The sequence below is a fragment of the Staphylococcus canis genome (genome assembly GCF_016238445.1).
GTDB classification, from domain to species: Bacteria; Bacillota; Bacilli; order Staphylococcales; family Staphylococcaceae; genus Staphylococcus; species Staphylococcus canis.
Map to the genome: position 1 here is coordinate 1 of NZ_JABANU010000033.1, position 18,433 is coordinate 18,433.

Below are 18,433 nucleotides of genomic sequence, written 5' to 3' on the forward strand. Positions count from 1 at the left end.
AGCACTTTCGTAATAGAATCATTTTAAGTTCAAAATTATTCGCATCAGAAAAGAAAAAGGAAGTTAAGCAACAGCAAGTTGCCTAACCTCCTTAATTGAGCTGACCAGTCCTATTTGACAGAGAGCCGAAATTCTTTAATCTCTTGTTTTTTGTTTTTTAGTAGTGACATACTACGTAAGATCAATATTTAGTGAGGAGGCTACATATGAGTCATCATCATAGAATGCCAAAGTCACAACAATATTTACTCGGTGTTATCATTATTATACTTATACTAGAAATTGTATTAACTGCCTTTTTTATTTCATTTAGTTCACCTATATTTAAATTCTTAACCATTTTACATGGAATGCTCATTTTTATATTTTTAGTGAGACAAGTCAACCGTAAAGGTATTTGAAATATTAATAATTTTTGACTCTTTGATATTGTTCGATAGTATGATTTACAAAAAGCGTGATATTCCAATTGTTTTTAAGTTCATTAGCTAAAATCCTGTGATATACTTATGATTATTATTAAATATCAATGGAGGACAGTTAAAGTGATATATTTGATTTTTTCAATCGTTATTGCTTTCGTAATGGGGGCAGGTGTGATTTTTATCAGGATGAAAGCGCAAAACTATCCTGTTAACGAAAAGAAAATTATCTTACCTCCTTTTTTTATGGCAACAGGTGCACTCATGTACATCTTTCCATATTTTAGATTAACAGGAGCTGAAATTATCGAAGCAATTCTTGTCGGAGTCGTTTTTTCGAGCGTGTTAATCATGACGTCCCATTTTGAGGTGAAAGGGACACAGATATACTTAAAAAAATCAAAGGCATTTCCTTTTGTATTAGTAAGTCTATTGATTATCAGAACCATTTTAAAAGTGTTCATAGGTAGTACCATAGATGCTGGACAACTTGCAGGTATGTTCTTTTTACTTGCATTTAGCATGTTATTACCTTGGCGTATAGCAATGTTAATAAGATATAAAAAAATTAAGAAAAACATAGAACTGAATTAGATGAGATTAAAAACATACTAGGATCTAAAGTAAAGTATCTTAGTATGTTTTGTGTTATAAAGTCATATTTAAAATTGAGTTAATTAAGGAGGAGACAAATTGAAAGTCATACATACTGCAGATTGGCATTTAGGTAAAATTTTAAATGGTCACTCTTTTTTAGGTGAACAAGAACTTATATTACAACAATTTGTTGAAGATATGAAAAGAGAACAACCGGATTTAGTAGTTATTGCAGGTGATATTTATGATACGTCTTATCCAAATAAAAATATCGTTACTTTAATGGAAAAAACGATTATGGCCTTAAATTTAGAAATGGGTATTCCAATAATTATGATAAATGGTAACCATGATAGTAAAAAAAGATTAAGTTATGGTGCTCAGTGGTTTTTGCAAAATGGTTTATATATCCGCACAGAACTAGAGACTTTTTTTGAACCAATTCAATTTGAAAATGTAAATTTTTACACGCTACCTTTTTTTACAATACCAGAAGTTAAAGCTTATTTTGACAAAGATATAACAACATATGAAGAAGCTTTAAAAGCCTTGATAGAGGAACTGCGACCGCAACTTGACCCGGCAAAAAAGAATATTTTAATAGGTCATTTTACAGTCTATGGTGCACCGAAAAGTGATTCGGAAAGAGAACTTACAATTGGGACAATTGAATCAGTAAGTCCTGATACGTTAATGGATTTTGACTTAGTTTTGCTAGGGCATATCCATCATCCTTTCACACTATCTAGTGAAAAAATTTACTATAGTGGCTCAATTTTTCAATACTCATTTTCAGAAGCCGGACAAGTGAAAGGATATCGAGTATTCGATTTAAATCAAGATAAAATAAGTCAAAAGTTTATACCATTAAATGCTGAACGGGAATTAGAAGTGGTAGAAGGAGCATATTCTGATATTATTAACGGCCGTTTTAAACGTAAACATGATTATAATTATTTCCATTTTAAACTTGACGCATTATCTCAAATTACTGACCCGATGCACAAACTTAAGCAAGTTTATCCGAATACATTATCTCTGTCTCCTAAATTATTAGAATCAAAAGAAGATATACAGAGCGAGCGTCATATTAAAAAAATGAATCCAGTAGAAATCATTGATACATTCTATGAAAAAATGACAAAAGAAACATTAACAGATTTTCAAAAGCATACGTTAATTCAAATATTAAATCATACGGAGGAAATATAGATGAGACCTATTGCTTTACATTTACATAATTTCGGGCCTTTTTTAAATGAAAAAATTGATTTCACTCAGATAGATCGTAACCAACTCTTTTTAATAAGTGGTAAAACTGGATCAGGGAAAACAATGATTTTTGATAGTATCGTCTATGCCTTATATGGTCGAGCATCAACTGAAAAAAGAGAAGTAAAACATTTAAGAAGCCATTTTGCACCCGGAAATGAACCATTAAGTGTGACATTTGAATTTGAACTGCAAAATCAATATTATAAAGTGATTCGGAAAGCATCATTTCTTAAAGAAGGTAATAAAAATGAAACAAAACCACAATTAGAGATTTATCATTATCAAGAAGGACAATATCATTTAAAAGAAAGCAAAATTAGCTCAGGCGAACAGTACTTACTTAATTTATTAGGACTTAAACAACACCAATTCAGACAATTATTTATTTTACCTCAAGGAGAATTTAAAACCTTTTTATTTTCTAATAGTACAGAAAAACAAACGATTTTAAGAACGTTGTTTAATACACAATTATTTGATCGTTTAAAAGCGACATTAGCAGAACAAACAGACCGAGTTAAAAAAGAAATTGAGCAGCAACATACCCGGTTAGAAAGTATGTGGCAAGAGCTTTACCATCTCGATGATGAACGGTTAATCGAACTTCAACAAGAACCTATCGTACAATACGATACATTGGTTCCTAAGTTAGAACAATTTCATAAGATTGGTAATGCTTTAGTTACACTAAAATTGAAGCAAAAAGAAATTGCAGCAGAACATTATGAAAATGTGGATCAAGAAGTAATTCAACAAGAAAAGCGTCAAAATAGTTTAAATCAGCACAATATTTTACAAGCAGAGATAGATCAACTTAAAACGCGAGAAAATAAAATTAAATCATATGAAGAAAAAGTTCGATTAATCCAAAAAAGCCAGGTTGCTATTCGCATATACGAAGATCTAAAGGAATTACAAGATCGTCACATCGAAAAAGATAAAGTGATTTCAATATTACGTGAAGAATTAACGAAGCATGATACGCAATTAAAAGAGTTAGAAGTTCAATTTGAAGACCATCAAAAAGATGAGGCACTCATCCAAACATATCAAGAGTATCAACGTAAAGTCGATTATTACTATCAAAATTTAAATGATATCGCACATCAATTTGAACAATTACGTGCTAATCAAGATAATATTGAAAGTATAACTGGAAAACTCGAAACATTGCAATCGGAGTTAAAAAACTTAAAGCAAAGTAAAGAAAAAATTGATACAAATATCGAAGAACTTAGTCATTTGCAACAACAATATTTTGAATTACAAGATGAAAAGAAACAATTAGAACAATCTCAAAGCAAGTATGAAAAATGGTTAAATCTTAATCAACAAGTAATAGTATTAAAAGATGATTTAAATCATACAAATGAAGAAATAGAAAACTTGCAAATAAAACAACACCAATTATCTCAATCTGACACATTATTGTTAAATTATGAAGAAACAATTATACATTTAAAGCATTCATTACATGAAGGTGATGAATGTCCAGTGTGTGGAAAACATGTAGAGCACTCATTAGATGATAAACATTTACAACAATTAAAAGTACAACAGCAGGAAAACGAATTAGTTCAAGAATCACTTAAACCTTTAAAAGAAAAACAAATTCAACTCCAATCCCGTATAGAACTTACCGAAGAACAAATGCAAGAGGTTGAAGTATTTGAAAATCAAGAAGGGCACATTAAAAAGTTAGAAGAATCCTTAGTGAGCCTCAATGAAACAATTAATAAAATGAAACAAGATATTCAAAATATAAAATCACTAAACATTTCAATTGAAAAATTAGAAAACAAAGTATCAGAATTACAAAAAGATAGAATTACTAAAGAGCAAGAGAACCATCATATTCAAGATTTAAAAGCTAATTTCGAAAAAGATACTGATTTCGATGATTTAGACTTATTTAAAAATGAGTTTGAAAATCATGAACAACAAATCAAAGAATTTGAGGCGCGACATCAACGTCTGTTTGAAGAAATTCAACAAGAAAAGGAACATTATACGCAACAGAAATTTAGTTTGGAATCGAATTTAAATGAACTGAAGTCCAATGAACAACGGATTGAAAAATTAAAAGATGAACTTGAAGGGGCTCTAGAAAAATTAAACATTAATACTATTGATGAACTTAATCAAGTGCGTACTGATCAACAAAATGAAGATAAATATCGTGAAGCGATAGAAAGTTATAAAGATACTTTGCAAAGGTTAACCACACAAATTGAGAGTGAAACACGTATAATTGATGCAATTGAACCGCGAGATTTAGATGAATTGTATGAAAAACGAATGAATCTCAAAAAAGAACTTGAATCTAAACAAAAAGAATTTAATGAATTTGATTTCCAAGTTAAAAATAATATCAAAGTTGCTGATCATATTAAATCATTGGTAACAAACCTTAATAATGCGTTATCAGAGCAAGTTGAAATCGTTCATTTATCTAATGTCATTTCAGGAAAAAATGATCAAAACCTTACTTTGGAAAACTATGTTTTAATTTACTATCTCGAAAATATTTTAATAGAAGCAAATAAACATCTAAGGGGAATGACAGGACAACGATATGAGTTGATACGTAAAAAGCAAAAAGGTCGTGGGTTTAGTGGATTAGAGCTTGAGGTATTTGACTTTTATTCAAATCAGTCAAGGCATATCGCTTCTTTATCAGGAGGAGAAACATTTCAAGCTTCCCTTTCTCTTGCATTAGGGTTATCTGAAATTGTGCAACAAGAGCAAGGTGGTGTCTCGCTTGATTGTATGTTTATTGATGAAGGTTTTGGCACACTCGATCAAGAAACACTTGAAACTGCTATAAATACGTTGATTCAACTTCAATCAAGTGGTCGTCTGGTTGGCATCATTTCTCACGTTACCGAACTTAAAAATAGAATGCCTGTCATATTAGAGGTAGATACCAAAAACTATGAAAGCACTACGCATATTAAATATACTTAACTGAAATAAAAGAAAGTAGCTTATTATTAGACGATTTCAAAAATCTTTAACGATAAGATTAACGAAGAAGTGAGTAGTTTACCGTTAGGTTTAGCACATTGATTAAGATTTAATATTTTGTTATCGTATATATGATGAGTGTGCTTTTAATTGACATTTGGAATAAACTAAAATCGTAAATTAAAAGTACTTGATTTAAAAATGAATATATGAAAGGGAGTATGTTATGTCTATGAATTCTTCAACTCCAGAACCGAATGGTAAGAAGTTTTCACTTGTTTTTGTCATTAGTGCAATTATTGTAGCTATAATTGTTGCTATTGGTGTATTTATTCCTACTCAATTCGGGGATTTCACGAATGAGGTTAAATTGTGGATTACCGATAATTTAGGATGGTACTACCTTATACTTACAACGATTATCGTGTTCTTCTGTATATTTTTAATCTTTAGTCCTATTGGAAAGCTTAAACTTGGAAGACCTAACGATAAACCAGAATTTAACACAATTTCATGGTTTGCAATGTTATTTAGTGCAGGTATGGGTATCGGTTTAGTGTTCTATGGTGCTGCTGAGCCAATTTCACACTTCGCTGCACCACCAAATGCTGATCCTAAATCAACAGAAGCATTCACAGAGTCACTACGCTCTACATTCTTCCATTGGGGATTTCATGCATGGGCAGTATACGGCGTTGTAGCATTAGCCCTTGCTTATGCACAATTTAGAAAAGGTGAACCTGGACTGATTTCTAAAACGTTGCGTCCGATTTTAGGTGATTATGTTGATGGTATCGTCGGAACAATTATTGACGTTTTAGCAGTTTTTGCTACAGTCATTGGCGTAGCTGTTTCATTAGGTATGGGTGCACTACAAATTGCTGGTGGACTTGAGTACCTATTTGGTGTTCCAAATACAATCGTTACACAAGCAGTCATTATTATTGTAGTAACAATCTTATTTATCATGAGTGCATGGTCAGGCTTAAGCAAAGGTATTCAATATTTAAGTAATACGAATATTGGATTAGGTACATTATTACTAATTGCTGGCTTAATTGCTGGACCAACAGTACTTATTTTAGATATGTTTACAAGTTCAACTGGTAGTTTGCTAAACTCATTCTTATTTAACAGTTTTGATGCTGCTGCGACAAACCCAAGTAAACGTCAATGGATGACGGACTGGACACTTTACTACTGGGGTTGGTGGTTAAGTTGGAGTCCATTCGTTGGTGTGTTTATCGCACGTGTATCAAGAGGTAGATCAATTCGTGAGTTCATCTCTGGTGTGCTACTAGTACCCGTAATCGTTAGTTTCTTATGGTTTAGTGTATTTGGTGTACTCGGAATTGAAACTGCAAAAAAACATGAAAAAATCTTTGATATGAGTGCTGAAACACAATTATTTGGTGTGTTTAACGAATTACCATTAGGTATGGTTTTATCAATAATTGCATTATTATTGATTGCTTCATTCTTTATTACATCAGCCGATTCAGCTACTTTCGTACTGGGTATGCAAACGACAAATGGTTCTTTAAATCCAAGTTCTTTCATCAAAGTGTTATGGGGAATTGCGCAATCACTTATTGCATTCGTTCTATTGTTATCTGGAGGTGGCGATAGCGCTGCTGGATTAAATGCCTTACAAAGTGCTGCAATTATTAGTGCGTTGCCATTCTCGATTGTAGTAATCATGATGATGATTAGCTTTTATAAAGATGCTAACCAAGAACGTAAATTCCTAGGATTGACTTTAACACCGAATAAACATCGACTAAAAGAATACATTGCGCACTCACAACAAGATTATGAAGAAGAGTTAATTTCTAAACGAAAAGCATTACGTGATCAAGAAAGATAATTCATTTAGAGGATTGATTTGTAATTAATATTACAAATCAGTCCTTTTTTATTTAAGAGTATAGCAAAATTCATCACGATAACTTATTGAAAACCGTTCTCAACTAAATAATATATACTTATTACACTACTTATATGTGATAAGATTTACTTATGAAATCTAATTATAAAAGCGAAACATCAAAAACACTATTTCTTACTCTATTCAGTTGTATTCATACCAGGTTAATTATACAATTAAATAAAAGGTATATAAAAATATCAGGGGGGATATTTAATGACTTCAAATTTAAAAGAGCAATCAAAAAAGTCATTTCAAGTTAATGGTCAAACGCTTACTTATTATGATTTGAATACCTTAGAAGAACAAGGATTAACGCAAATTAGTCGTTTACCATATTCAATTCGTGTTTTACTAGAATCAGTATTACGACAAGAAGATGGTAACGTTATTACTGACGATCATATTAAAGCGCTTTCAACATTCGGTAAAGAAAATGAAAAAGGTGAAGTGCCATTTAAACCTTCACGCGTTATTTTACAAGACTTTACAGGTGTTCCGGCGGTTGTAGACTTAGCTTCTTTACGTAAAGCGATGGATGATGTGGGTGGAGATTTATCTAAAATCAACCCTGAGGTTCCAGTTGATTTAGTTATTGACCACTCAGTTCAAGTAGATAGCTATGCTAATCCAGAAGCATTAGAACGTAATATGAAGTTAGAATTTGAACGTAACTTTGAACGTTATCAATTTTTAAACTGGGCAACAAAAGCATTTGATAATTATAATGCTGTTCCACCAGCAACTGGTATTGTGCACCAAGTTAACTTAGAATATTTAGCTAATGTTGTACATGTTAGAGAAGAAAATGGTGAAAACGTTGCATTCCCAGATACATTAGTAGGTACAGACTCACATACAACAATGATTAACGGCCTAGGTGTATTAGGTTGGGGTGTTGGTGGTATTGAGGCTGAAGCAGGTATGCTTGGACAACCATCATACTTCCCAATTCCAGAAGTTATCGGCGTGCGTCTTACAAATGAATTACCTCAAGGTGCTACAGCAACAGATCTTGCTTTACGTGTTACAGAGTTGTTACGTAAAAAAGGAGTAGTTGGAAAATTTGTTGAGTTCTTTGGTCCTGGTGTTGATAAATTACCACTAGCTGACCGCGCAACTATTGCTAATATGGCACCTGAATATGGTGCAACATGTGGTTTCTTCCCAGTTGATGATGAAACTTTAAAATATTTACGATTAACTGGACGTTCAGAATCACATATTGAGACAGTTGAAAAATATTTAAAAGAAAATCATTTATTCTTTGATGTAGCTGAAGAACCTAACTACACTGATATTGTTGATTTAGATTTATCAACTGTTGAAGCGTCATTATCAGGTCCAAAACGTCCTCAAGACTTAATTTTCTTAAGCGACATGAAGAAAGAATTTGAAAAATCAGTAACAGCACCAGCTGGTAACCAAGGTCATGGTTTAACTGAAGCGGAATTTGATAAAAAAGCTACAATTCAATTTAAAGATGGCTCTACTTCTGAAATGAAGACTGGAGATATTGCTATCGCCGCAATTACATCATGTACAAATACATCTAACCCTTATGTAATGTTAGGTGCAGGTTTATTAGCGAAAAATGCTGTAGAAAAAGGATTAAAAGTGCCTGAGTATGTTAAAACATCATTAGCACCAGGTTCAAAAGTAGTAACAGGTTACTTACGCGATGCAGGTCTTCAAGACTACTTAGATCAATTAGGATTTAACTTAGTTGGTTACGGTTGTACAACATGTATTGGTAACTCAGGTCCTTTACTTGAAGAAATTGAAGCCGCAATTGCTGAAGAAGACTTACTTGTTACATCTGTACTATCAGGTAACCGTAACTTTGAAGGTCGTATTCACCCATTAGTGAAAGCGAACTACCTAGCATCACCACCACTTGTTGTAGCTTACGCATTAGCTGGAACAGTGGACATTGATTTGCAAAATGAATCATTAGGTAAAGACAAAAATGGTGAAGATGTCTACCTTAAAGACATTTGGCCAACAATTAAAGAAGTTGCAGATACAGTAGAAAGCACTGTAACTCCAGAACTATTTAAAGAAGAATATAAGAGTGTTTATGATAATAATGAATTATGGAATCAAATTGACACAACTGATGCGCCATTATATGATTTTGATCCTAAGTCAACATACATTCAAAACCCTACATTCTTCCAAGGACTATCTAAAGAGCCTGGAAATATTGAGCCGTTAAAAGGACTTCGTATTATGGGTAAATTTGGTGACTCAGTTACAACTGACCATATTTCGCCTGCAGGTGCAATCGGTAAAGATACACCAGCTGGAAAATATTTACTAGAAAACGGTGTATCACCACGTGACTTTAACTCATATGGTTCTAGACGTGGTAATCACGAAGTAATGGTACGTGGTACATTTGCGAACATTCGTATTAAAAACCAATTAGCACCAGGAACTGAAGGTGGCTTTACAACTTATTGGCCAACAGGTGAAGTAATGCCTATCTTTGACGCGGCTATGAAATATAAACAAGATGGTACAGGTCTTGCAGTATTAGCAGGTCATGATTATGGTATGGGATCATCTCGTGACTGGGCTGCTAAAGGTACAAACTTATTAGGTGTTAAAACAGTTATTGCTCAAAGTTATGAACGTATTCACCGCTCAAACTTAGTGATGATGGGTGTATTACCACTTCAATTCTTAGAAGGTGAATCAGCAGATACTTTAGGTTTAGATGGCAAAGAAAGCATTGCAGTAGATATTGATGAGAATATCAAACCAGGAGATACAGTAAATGTAACAGCAACAAAAGAAGATGGATCTGTTGTTAATTTCCAAGCGAAAGCAAGATTCGATTCAAATGTTGAAATTGACTACTATCGCCATGGCGGTATTTTACAATTAGTTTTACGTAAAAAATTAGCACAATAAAATAAAGTTGTTTTTCACAGATGTGAAGAGATATGATACGTAATCATTTAAGTGACTGATAAATCGTCGCTTAAGCATCCATGACTATGATAGAATATGTATGATTCGAGAAATAGGATATTGTGAATAAGGAGTTTTCCTTTAACGATGTCCTAGTCTCGTTTCATATAGTATGATGCTTTAATGCTATCTTATCTCTCGCATCTTTTTATTTTAAAATTTTTAGGCGGAGTGAATCTATAGTTTAGAAAGAAGGCCTTTTATGATTTATTCGTTAACAGAAATCGAAACACGCTATCAAGAAACTGATCAAATGGGTGTGATTTATCATGGGAATTATGCAACATGGTTTGAAGTTGCACGGACAGATTATATTCGTAAGTTAGGTTTAAATTATGCAGAAATGGAGCAATCAGGCATTGTATCACCCGTAGTTTCAATGCATATTGATTATAAAAAAAGCGTTAAATATCCTGAAAAAGTTAAAATCAAAACATGGGTATCAAAATTTTCAAAGTTGCGTTCTCGTTATCAATATGAGGTATATAGTGAGAATGGGGAGCTTGCTACAACAGGCTATACTGATAATGTCATTATTACAAAAGATACACACAAGCCTGTGAGACTCGATAAGGCATTTCCAGAGTGGTATGATATTTATCACAGTGTCAATGAGCGCAATCAAAATGAGGAAAATGAAGAAATGAGTGAGCGCTAAATATATGATCTTTAAGCAAAAATCAGGACTAAAGTATGCCTTTAGTCCTGATCTATGGATTCATTTATTGTTTTTAATATGATGGAAATATCATCGATTAAGCGGTATGTGCTTCAGCTTGATACATAATTTCATCATCATTTACATCAATTTGAAGCGTGTGATCTTCGTAATACCAAACATCTTTTTCTGCTACAACAAGTTTTAAGCCGTTATAATCTTCAACATAACCAATCTCATCAATATCTTTTTCGAATTCTACATTAAATGCAGGGCTAAATCCTTGTTTAAGTTGGAATTCACCACCGTAACGTACGTAAAATTGTAAAACTTTGCCATCTTCAGGTAAGTCTAATTCCTCTTTAAACCATTTTACAGCGTTGTCTGTTAGTTCTATTTTCATAAATATACTCCTTTCACATCTTCAATATATGTTTACCATTTTATAGTGTTTCAAAAAGAATTTAAAATTTTATGATTACATCCATTTGATTTTAGGTTCAGTACCTTTAATAATTCGTTTAATGTTACTGGAGTGACGGTAAATCAGTAATCCTGATACTACGATGCTCACAATTAACAATAGATAATCTTGAATGAAAAAAGAACCGATACAACAACTAAGTGCTGCAATTATGCTTGATAGTGAAACATATTTTGATAAGTATAAAATAATGAAAAATACCGCAATGAGAATGACAAATAGTAGTGGATTCACACCTAATAAAACACCCGCACTTGTAGCAACCGCTTTGCCACCTTTAAATTTAAGGTAAATTGGGTATACATGACCAAGGATTGCAAAAATACCAATAAATAGACCATGTATATCTATATGGAATAATAATGGTAAAAACACAACGATAAATCCTTTAAATATATCTAAAAATGTAACTGCAAATCCTGCTGGTTTTCCTAATACTCGGAAGCTATTTGTAGCTCCAGTATTTCCGCTTCCATGTTCTCTAATATCAATATTAAAAAAAATTTTTCCAATTAATACACCACTTGGTATTGAACCAATTAAATAACTGATAATGATGGTGATAATCAATGCCATCATATGTGATCACATCCTTTTAGTACCTACTCATATATTAACATAATTTATTCAAAATTGTGTTGTCATATCATGTGATTCATTAAAATATTTCATTGCATAAAGGGGACAAAGTAGAATTATTTTACTTCAAATTCAAAGACATGTTTAAGGTAATTGTATTAGATGCTATACGTGCATTTCAATAGAGTTAACAACGAGTATCTATCATTTGTACTTGCATTTTTCTAGGTTTTATATAAGAATATCTATTGTATAGTTTTAATAACGAACGTATGTTTGTAGGAGGGGAACGACGTGTCAGCAAAACACACTAACAACTACTCAGATGACTCGATTCAAGTATTAGAAGGACTTGAAGCTGTTAGAAAAAGACCGGGGATGTATATAGGTTCTACAGATAAACGCGGATTACATCACTTAGTATATGAAGTTGTTGATAATTCTGTAGATGAAATTTTAAATGGTTATGGTAATGAAATTCGTGTCACAATCAATAAAGATGAAAGTATTACTATTGCTGATAATGGCCGTGGAATGCCGACAGGTACGCATCAATCAGGTAAACCGACTGTAGAGGTAATTTTTACAGTATTACACGCTGGCGGTAAATTTGGACAAGGGGGATATAAAACATCTGGTGGCCTTCATGGTGTTGGTGCTTCTGTTGTGAATGCATTAAGTGAATGGCTTACTGTTGAAATTAATCGAGATGGCCAAAAATTTGAGCAGCAGTTTGCACATGGTGGTATTCCTCAGACGAAACTTATTAAAAAAGGAAAAACACGTCAACGTGGTACAATCGTTACTTTTAAACCAGATCCAGAAATCTTTAAAAATACAACACAATTTAATTTCGATATATTAAGCGAAAGACTACAAGAATCTGCCTTCTTATTAAAAGATCTTAAAATAACACTAGAAGATAAAAGGGTAGGTAAAGAACGTGTAGAAGTCTATCATTATGAAGAAGGTATTAAAGCTTTTGTAAGTTACGTTAATGAAGGTAAAGAAGTGCTACATGATGTTGCCTTGTTCCAAGGTGAATCCAATGGTATTGAAGTAGATGTTGCATTTCAATATAACGATCAATATTCAGAAAGCATCATGAGTTTTGTAAATAATGTGCGTACAAAAGATGGTGGTACACACGAGGTTGGTTTTAAAACTGCGATGACTCGCGTGTTTAATGATTATGCGAGACGTCTTGGCGAATTGAAAACTAAAGATAAAAATTTAGAAGGTAATGATATTCGTGAAGGTTTAACTGCGATTATTTCAGTGAGAATTCCTGAAGAATTACTTCAATTTGAAGGTCAAACAAAATCTAAATTAGGTACGACTGAGGCTAGGAGTGCTGTAGAGGCTGTGATGACAGATAAATTACCGTTCTACCTTGAAGAAAAAGGGCAATTATCTAAGTCTCTAGTGAAAAAAGCTGTAAAAGCACAGCAAGCACGTGAAGCGGCAAGAAAAGCACGTGAAGATGCGAGATCTGGTAAAAAGAACAAGCGCAAAGATACTTTACTTTCAGGTAAGCTTACACCAGCACAAAGTAAAAACACCGCTAAAAATGAACTCTATTTAGTAGAGGGTGACTCTGCAGGTGGTTCAGCTAAGTTAGGTCGTGACCGTAAGTTCCAAGCGATTTTACCTCTACGCGGTAAGGTTATCAATACAGAAAAAGCAAAACTTGAAGATATTTTTAAAAATGAGGAAATCAATACGATTATTCATACAATTGGTGCGGGTGTTGGTAATGAATTTAAAATTGAAGACAGTAATTACAATCGTATCATTATAATGACAGATGCGGATACAGACGGCGCCCATATTCAAGTATTACTACTTACATTCTTCTTTAAATATATGAGACCTTTAGTTGCTGAAGGTCGGGTATTTATCGCATTACCACCGCTTTATAAACTAGAAAAAGGTAAGGGTAAAAAACGACAAGTGGAATATGCTTGGACAGATGAAGAATTAGAACAACTCCAAAAGAAATTAGGTAAAGGCTTTTCTTTACAACGATATAAAGGTCTTGGTGAAATGAACCCGGATCAATTATGGGAAACAACGATGAATCCTGAAACAAGAACATTAATTCGAGTACAAATTGAAGATGAAGTACGCTCTTCAAAACGTGTTTCAACGCTTATGGGCGATAAAGTAGCGCCAAGAAGAGAATGGATCGAACGTCACGTTCAATTTGGAATGCAAGAAGATCAAAGTATTTTAGAAAAAGATGAAATACAACTACTCAATGAAGATTCAATGGAAGAGGAGGATGTAGAATGAGTGAAGTCATCCAGAATTTACCATTAGAAGATGTTTTAGGCGATCGCTTTGGTAGATATAGTAAATATATTATTCAAGAACGTGCTTTACCCGACGTAAGAGATGGTTTGAAACCTGTTCAACGACGTATTCTATTTTCAATGTATTCCAATGGTAATACTTACGATAAAAACTACCGTAAAAGTGCGAAAACAGTTGGGGATGTTATCGGCCAATTGCACCCCCATGGTGATACTTCTGTTTATGATGCAATGGTACGTTTAAGTCAAGATTGGAAATTACGCCATGTGCTTGTTGAAATGCATGGCAATAACGGGAGTATTGATAACGATCCTCCCGCTGCAATGCGTTATACAGAAGCAAAGTTAAGTTTACTCTCAGAACAATTGTTACGTGATTTAAATAAAAATACTGTTGATTATGTACCGAACTATGATGATACAGAAATGGAACCTATGGTATTGCCTGCACGTTTTCCTAATTTGCTTGTTAATGGATCAACAGGAATTTCGGCTGGTTATGCAACAGATATTCCACCACATAATTTAGCAGAAGTAATAAGTGCAACGTTAAAGTTTATTGATAATCCTGATTTAACAGTTAAACAATTAATGAAATATGTGAAAGGACCAGATTTTCCGACTGGTGGCATCGTGCAAGGTATTGATGGTATTCAAAAAGCATATGAAACAGGCAAAGGTAAAATTGTCATTCGAGCTAAAACTGAAGAAGAAGCTTTACGTAATGGACGTAATCAAATTATAGTGACTGAAATACCTTATGAAGTGAATAAAAGTGCACTGGTTAAGAAAATAGATGAATTACGTGCTGATAAAAAAGTTGAAGGTATTGTTGAAGTTCGCGATGAAACAGACAGAAGCGGATTGAGAATCGCCATTGAAGTTAAAAAAGATGTTAATACAACGTCTATTTTGAATTACTTATATAAAAATACAGATTTACAAGTGACTTATAACTTTAATATGGTGGCGATTAGTGAAGGTCGTCCTAAATTAATGGGACTTAAAGCAATACTAGACAGCTATATTAATCATCAAATTGAAGTTGTTACACGACGGACGCAATATGATTTGAAAAATGCTGAAACACGTATGCATATTGTGGAAGGTTTAATGAAGGCTCTGTCGATATTAGATGAAGTCATCGCAACAATACGTAATTCAAAAAATAAAAAAGATGCTAAAGATAATTTAGTGTCGACTTATGATTTTACTGAAGCGCAAGCAGAAGCGATTGTCATGTTACAACTTTATCGTTTAACAAATACAGATATTGTGGCGTTAGAAGATGAACATGCTGAGCTAGAAAATCAAATTAATCAATTACGTCATATTTTAGATAATCACGAAGCATTATTAGATGTCATTAAAACAGAGCTGAATGAGATTAAAAAGCAATTTAAGACACCACGTTTATCAGCTATCGAATCTGAAATCAGTGAAATCAAAATAGATAAAGAAGTGATTGTACCGAGTGAAACAGTAATGATGAGTCTCACATATGAAGGGTATATCAAACGAACATCCTTAAGAAGTTATAATGCAAGTGGTAGAGAGGAAATTGGACTAAAAGAGAATGATCAAGTGCTTAAAATTTTAGAAGTAAACACTCAAGATACTACGCTTGTATTTACCAATAAAGGTCGATACTTGTATATTCCTGTTCATAAGTTAGCAGATATTAAGTGGAAAGAACTCGGTCAACATATATCTCAAATTGTACCGATTGATGAAGACGAGTATATTATTAATTGTTTTGTATTTAATCAATTAACAGGAAATGAAATGATTATCACAACGACTCGAAATGGTATGATTAAGAAAAGTGCATTATCTGCTTTTAAATCAACACGTGTGAATAAGCCACTCGTAGCTATGAAACTCAAACAAGATGATGAAATTGTATCAGTAACTAAAATCAAGGAAGAAGATAAAAATACAATGATTACGTTACTAACGTATACAGGAATGTCGCTAACATATCCTCATACAGAACTTCAAGAAACTGGTTTACGTACGATGGGAGTAAAAGCAATTAACTTGAAAGAAGAAGATCATGTTGTAATGATGAATACAATTCAATCTGGTGAAACCTTACTAATGGTAACGCAACGTGGTGCTTTAAAACGAGTTGATTATCAAGTGTTACAAATCGCAAAACGCGCCCAAAGAGGCATTACATTACTCAAAGAATTAAAAAAGCAACCGCATAGAATTGTTGATGCTACAGTATGTCATGATAATGATGAGTTTTATCGTTTGATTTCTCGCCAAAACATTCAAGAAGGGAAAATTAATGATATTCATCTATCTGAACAATATACGAATGGTACTTTTATTGTTGAAACTGAAAAATTTGGAGATATTTTAGCACTTCAAGTATATTAAAATATAAAGTTTTTGTTTATAAAAAGTGCATAGCATATGCTTGATTTTAGCGAGATGAAGACTCTTTTATAACTTATGATATATAGAGTTTTCATCTCGCTTTTTGTCATTTTGAAATCATAGAATTAAAAAATAAATAGTCACATTACTGTAACAATGATAGAATACATTTAGGCGTAAAAAGAAAAATGTGCAAATTTAAATAGTAAAGAGGGATTAATGTGCAAGATTTTGATAATTTAATTCCGGGTTGGTTTAAAACATTTATACAGGTTGGTAATGATCTTATTTGGTCACAATATCTCATTGGATTATTGTTAACGGCGGGCTTTTTCTTTACGATTAGTTCGAAGTTCGTCCAGATTCGATGGCTTCCTGAAATGTTTCGAGCACTTACTGAAAAACCGGAAACATTAGATTCAGGAGAAAAAGGGATTTCTCCATTTCAAGCATTTGCGATTAGTGCAGGGTCACGTGTAGGAACAGGTAATATTGCAGGCGTAGCGACTGCGATTGTATTAGGAGGACCTGGTGCAGTTTTTTGGATGTGGATTATCGCAATTATAGGTGCAGCCAGTGCATTTATAGAAGCGACTTTAGCACAAGTTTATAAAGTACACGATAAAGACGGCGGTTTCCGTGGTGGTCCAGCTTATTACATTACTAAAGGTTTAAATCAACGTTGGTTAGGGACGCTTTTTGCTGTATTAATAACAGTGACTTTTGCCTTTGTATTTAACACTGTACAGTCTAATACGATAGCTGAATCTTTAAATACACAGTATCATGTTAGTCCAGTTATTACAGGAATTATTTTAGCTATTATCACAGGTATCGTTATCTTTGGTGGTGTGCGTAGTATTGCGAAGTTATCATCTGTTATTGTACCTGTGATGGCAATTATCTATATTATTATGGTACTTGGTATTTTATTATTTAACTTCGATCAAATTATACCGATGATTTCTACAATTATTAAAAGTGCATTTGGTTTAAATCAAGCAGCAGGTGGTGCTGTAGGTTTTGCAGTGTTACAAGGTATTAAACGAGGATTATTCTCTAACGAAGCAGGTATGGGTTCAGCACCAAATGCTGCCGCGACTGCAGCAGTTTCACATCCTGTTAAGCAAGGGTTAATCCAATCACTTGGTGTATTCTTTGATACGATTTTAGTATGTACAGCCACAGCGATTATGATATTACTTTATTCAGGATTAAAATTTGGAGAAAATGCACCTCAAGGTGTGGCAGTAACGCAAACGGCTTTGAACGAACACTTAGGGAGTATGGGTGGCGTTTTCTTGACAGTTGCTATTACATTATTTGCATTCTCAAGCGTTGTTGGTAACTACTATTATGGTCAAGCAAATATTGAATTCTTATCTAATAATAAAGTTATCTTGTTCATCTTCCGTTGCTTAGTTGTTGTACTTGTATTTATGGGTGCTGTAATTAAAACAGAGACAGTTTGGAGTACAGCTGATGTATTTATGGGATTAATGGCTATTGTGAATATAGTTGCCATTATAGGATTATCTAATATCGCTTTTGCCGTGACGAAAGATTATCAAAGACAACGTAAAGAAGGTAAACGCCCAATCTTTAAGCCTGAGAATTTAGAAATTAATTTATTTGGTATTGAAGCATGGGGAGAAAATAATAAAAAACGTGATCAATACGATCAGTATTAATAAAAATAGTGAAAGGTTGAAGTATTTGTAGTGAACCCAAAAAGTTGAACTTTTTGATTAAGCTATTTTCCTAAGGCAAGATTTCTGTATTCAACAGGAGTCTTGCCTTTTAAATTTACTTTTCTTCTTACGTTATTATAGTAATTGATAT

Annotated in this window: 13 protein-coding genes; 10 read left to right on the forward strand and 3 right to left on the reverse strand. The window is 33.1% G+C overall.

Going from position 1 to position 18,433, the window contains the following annotated elements:
* Positions 1-206: 206 nt before the first annotated feature.
* The 7 genes from HHH54_RS10135 (at position 207) to menI (ending at position 10,825) form a co-directional block, all read left to right on the forward strand.
* A complete protein-coding gene (locus HHH54_RS10135; protein WP_198618692.1) occupies positions 207-401 on the forward strand; it encodes a hypothetical protein in 195 nt (64 codons plus the stop codon).
* 144 nt (positions 402-545) lie between these two features.
* Positions 546-1,016, forward strand: coding sequence for a CcdC family protein (locus HHH54_RS10140; protein ID WP_198618693.1), 471 nt, complete (start codon positions 546-548; stop codon positions 1,014-1,016).
* 99 nt (positions 1,017-1,115) lie between these two features.
* The gene (gene sbcD, locus HHH54_RS10145) at positions 1,116-2,231 is read left to right on the forward strand and encodes an exonuclease subunit SbcD (RefSeq protein WP_198618694.1); all 1,116 of its coding nucleotides are present in this window, start codon (positions 1,116-1,118) and stop codon (positions 2,229-2,231) included.
* Positions 2,232-5,261, forward strand: a complete 3,030-nt coding sequence (gene sbcC / locus HHH54_RS10150) for an exonuclease subunit SbcC (RefSeq protein WP_198618695.1) — start codon at positions 2,232-2,234, stop codon at positions 5,259-5,261. It begins immediately after the preceding gene.
* A gap of 232 nt (positions 5,262-5,493) precedes the next feature.
* Positions 5,494-7,128 carry a BCCT family transporter gene (locus HHH54_RS10155; RefSeq protein WP_198618696.1) on the forward strand — a complete coding sequence of 545 codons (1,635 nt, stop codon included), beginning with the start codon at positions 5,494-5,496 and terminating at the stop codon, positions 7,126-7,128.
* 276 nt (positions 7,129-7,404) lie between these two features.
* Positions 7,405-10,107: an aconitate hydratase AcnA gene (acnA, locus tag HHH54_RS10160; protein WP_198618697.1), complete on the forward strand. Its 2,703-nt coding sequence runs from the start codon at positions 7,405-7,407 to the stop codon at positions 10,105-10,107.
* Positions 10,108-10,369: 262 nt separating this feature from the next.
* On the forward strand, positions 10,370-10,825 hold the full coding sequence (gene menI / locus HHH54_RS10165) for a 1,4-dihydroxy-2-naphthoyl-CoA hydrolase MenI (RefSeq protein WP_198618698.1): 456 nt from the start codon (positions 10,370-10,372) through the stop codon (positions 10,823-10,825).
* 97 nt (positions 10,826-10,922) lie between these two features.
* Here the strand turns inward: menI and HHH54_RS10170 are convergent, their stop codons facing one another.
* Positions 10,923-11,228, reverse strand: coding sequence for a HesB/YadR/YfhF family protein (locus HHH54_RS10170; RefSeq protein WP_198618699.1), 306 nt, complete (start codon positions 11,226-11,228; stop codon positions 10,923-10,925).
* Between the two features lie 75 nt (positions 11,229-11,303).
* Entirely contained in the window at positions 11,304-11,885 is a 582-nt protein-coding gene (gene plsY / locus HHH54_RS10175; protein WP_198618703.1) for a glycerol-3-phosphate 1-O-acyltransferase PlsY, read from the reverse strand.
* A gap of 297 nt (positions 11,886-12,182) precedes the next feature.
* On the opposite strand from plsY, the gene parE reads away from it, so the two are divergent.
* The 3 genes from parE to alsT all read left to right on the forward strand — a co-directional run bounded on the left by parE (position 12,183) and on the right by alsT (position 18,282).
* Positions 12,183-14,183, forward strand: a complete 2,001-nt coding sequence (gene parE / locus HHH54_RS10180; protein WP_198618700.1) for a DNA topoisomerase IV subunit B — start codon at positions 12,183-12,185, stop codon at positions 14,181-14,183.
* A complete protein-coding gene (gene parC / locus HHH54_RS10185) occupies positions 14,180-16,591 on the forward strand; it encodes a DNA topoisomerase IV subunit A (protein ID WP_198618701.1) in 2,412 nt (803 codons plus the stop codon). The genes parE and parC overlap by 4 nt, the downstream gene beginning before the upstream one ends.
* A 221-nt stretch (positions 16,592-16,812) precedes the next feature.
* Positions 16,813-18,282, forward strand: a complete 1,470-nt coding sequence (gene alsT, locus HHH54_RS10190) for a glutamine transporter AlsT (RefSeq protein ID WP_198618702.1) — start codon at positions 16,813-16,815, stop codon at positions 18,280-18,282.
* Between the two features lie 62 nt (positions 18,283-18,344).
* On the opposite strand, the gene HHH54_RS11560 is transcribed toward alsT, so the two are convergent.
* The gene (locus tag HHH54_RS11560) at positions 18,345-18,431 is read right to left on the reverse strand and encodes an IS3 family transposase (RefSeq protein ID WP_432813794.1); all 87 of its coding nucleotides are present in this window, start codon (positions 18,429-18,431) and stop codon (positions 18,345-18,347) included.
* Between the last annotated feature and the right edge of the window lie 2 nt (positions 18,432-18,433).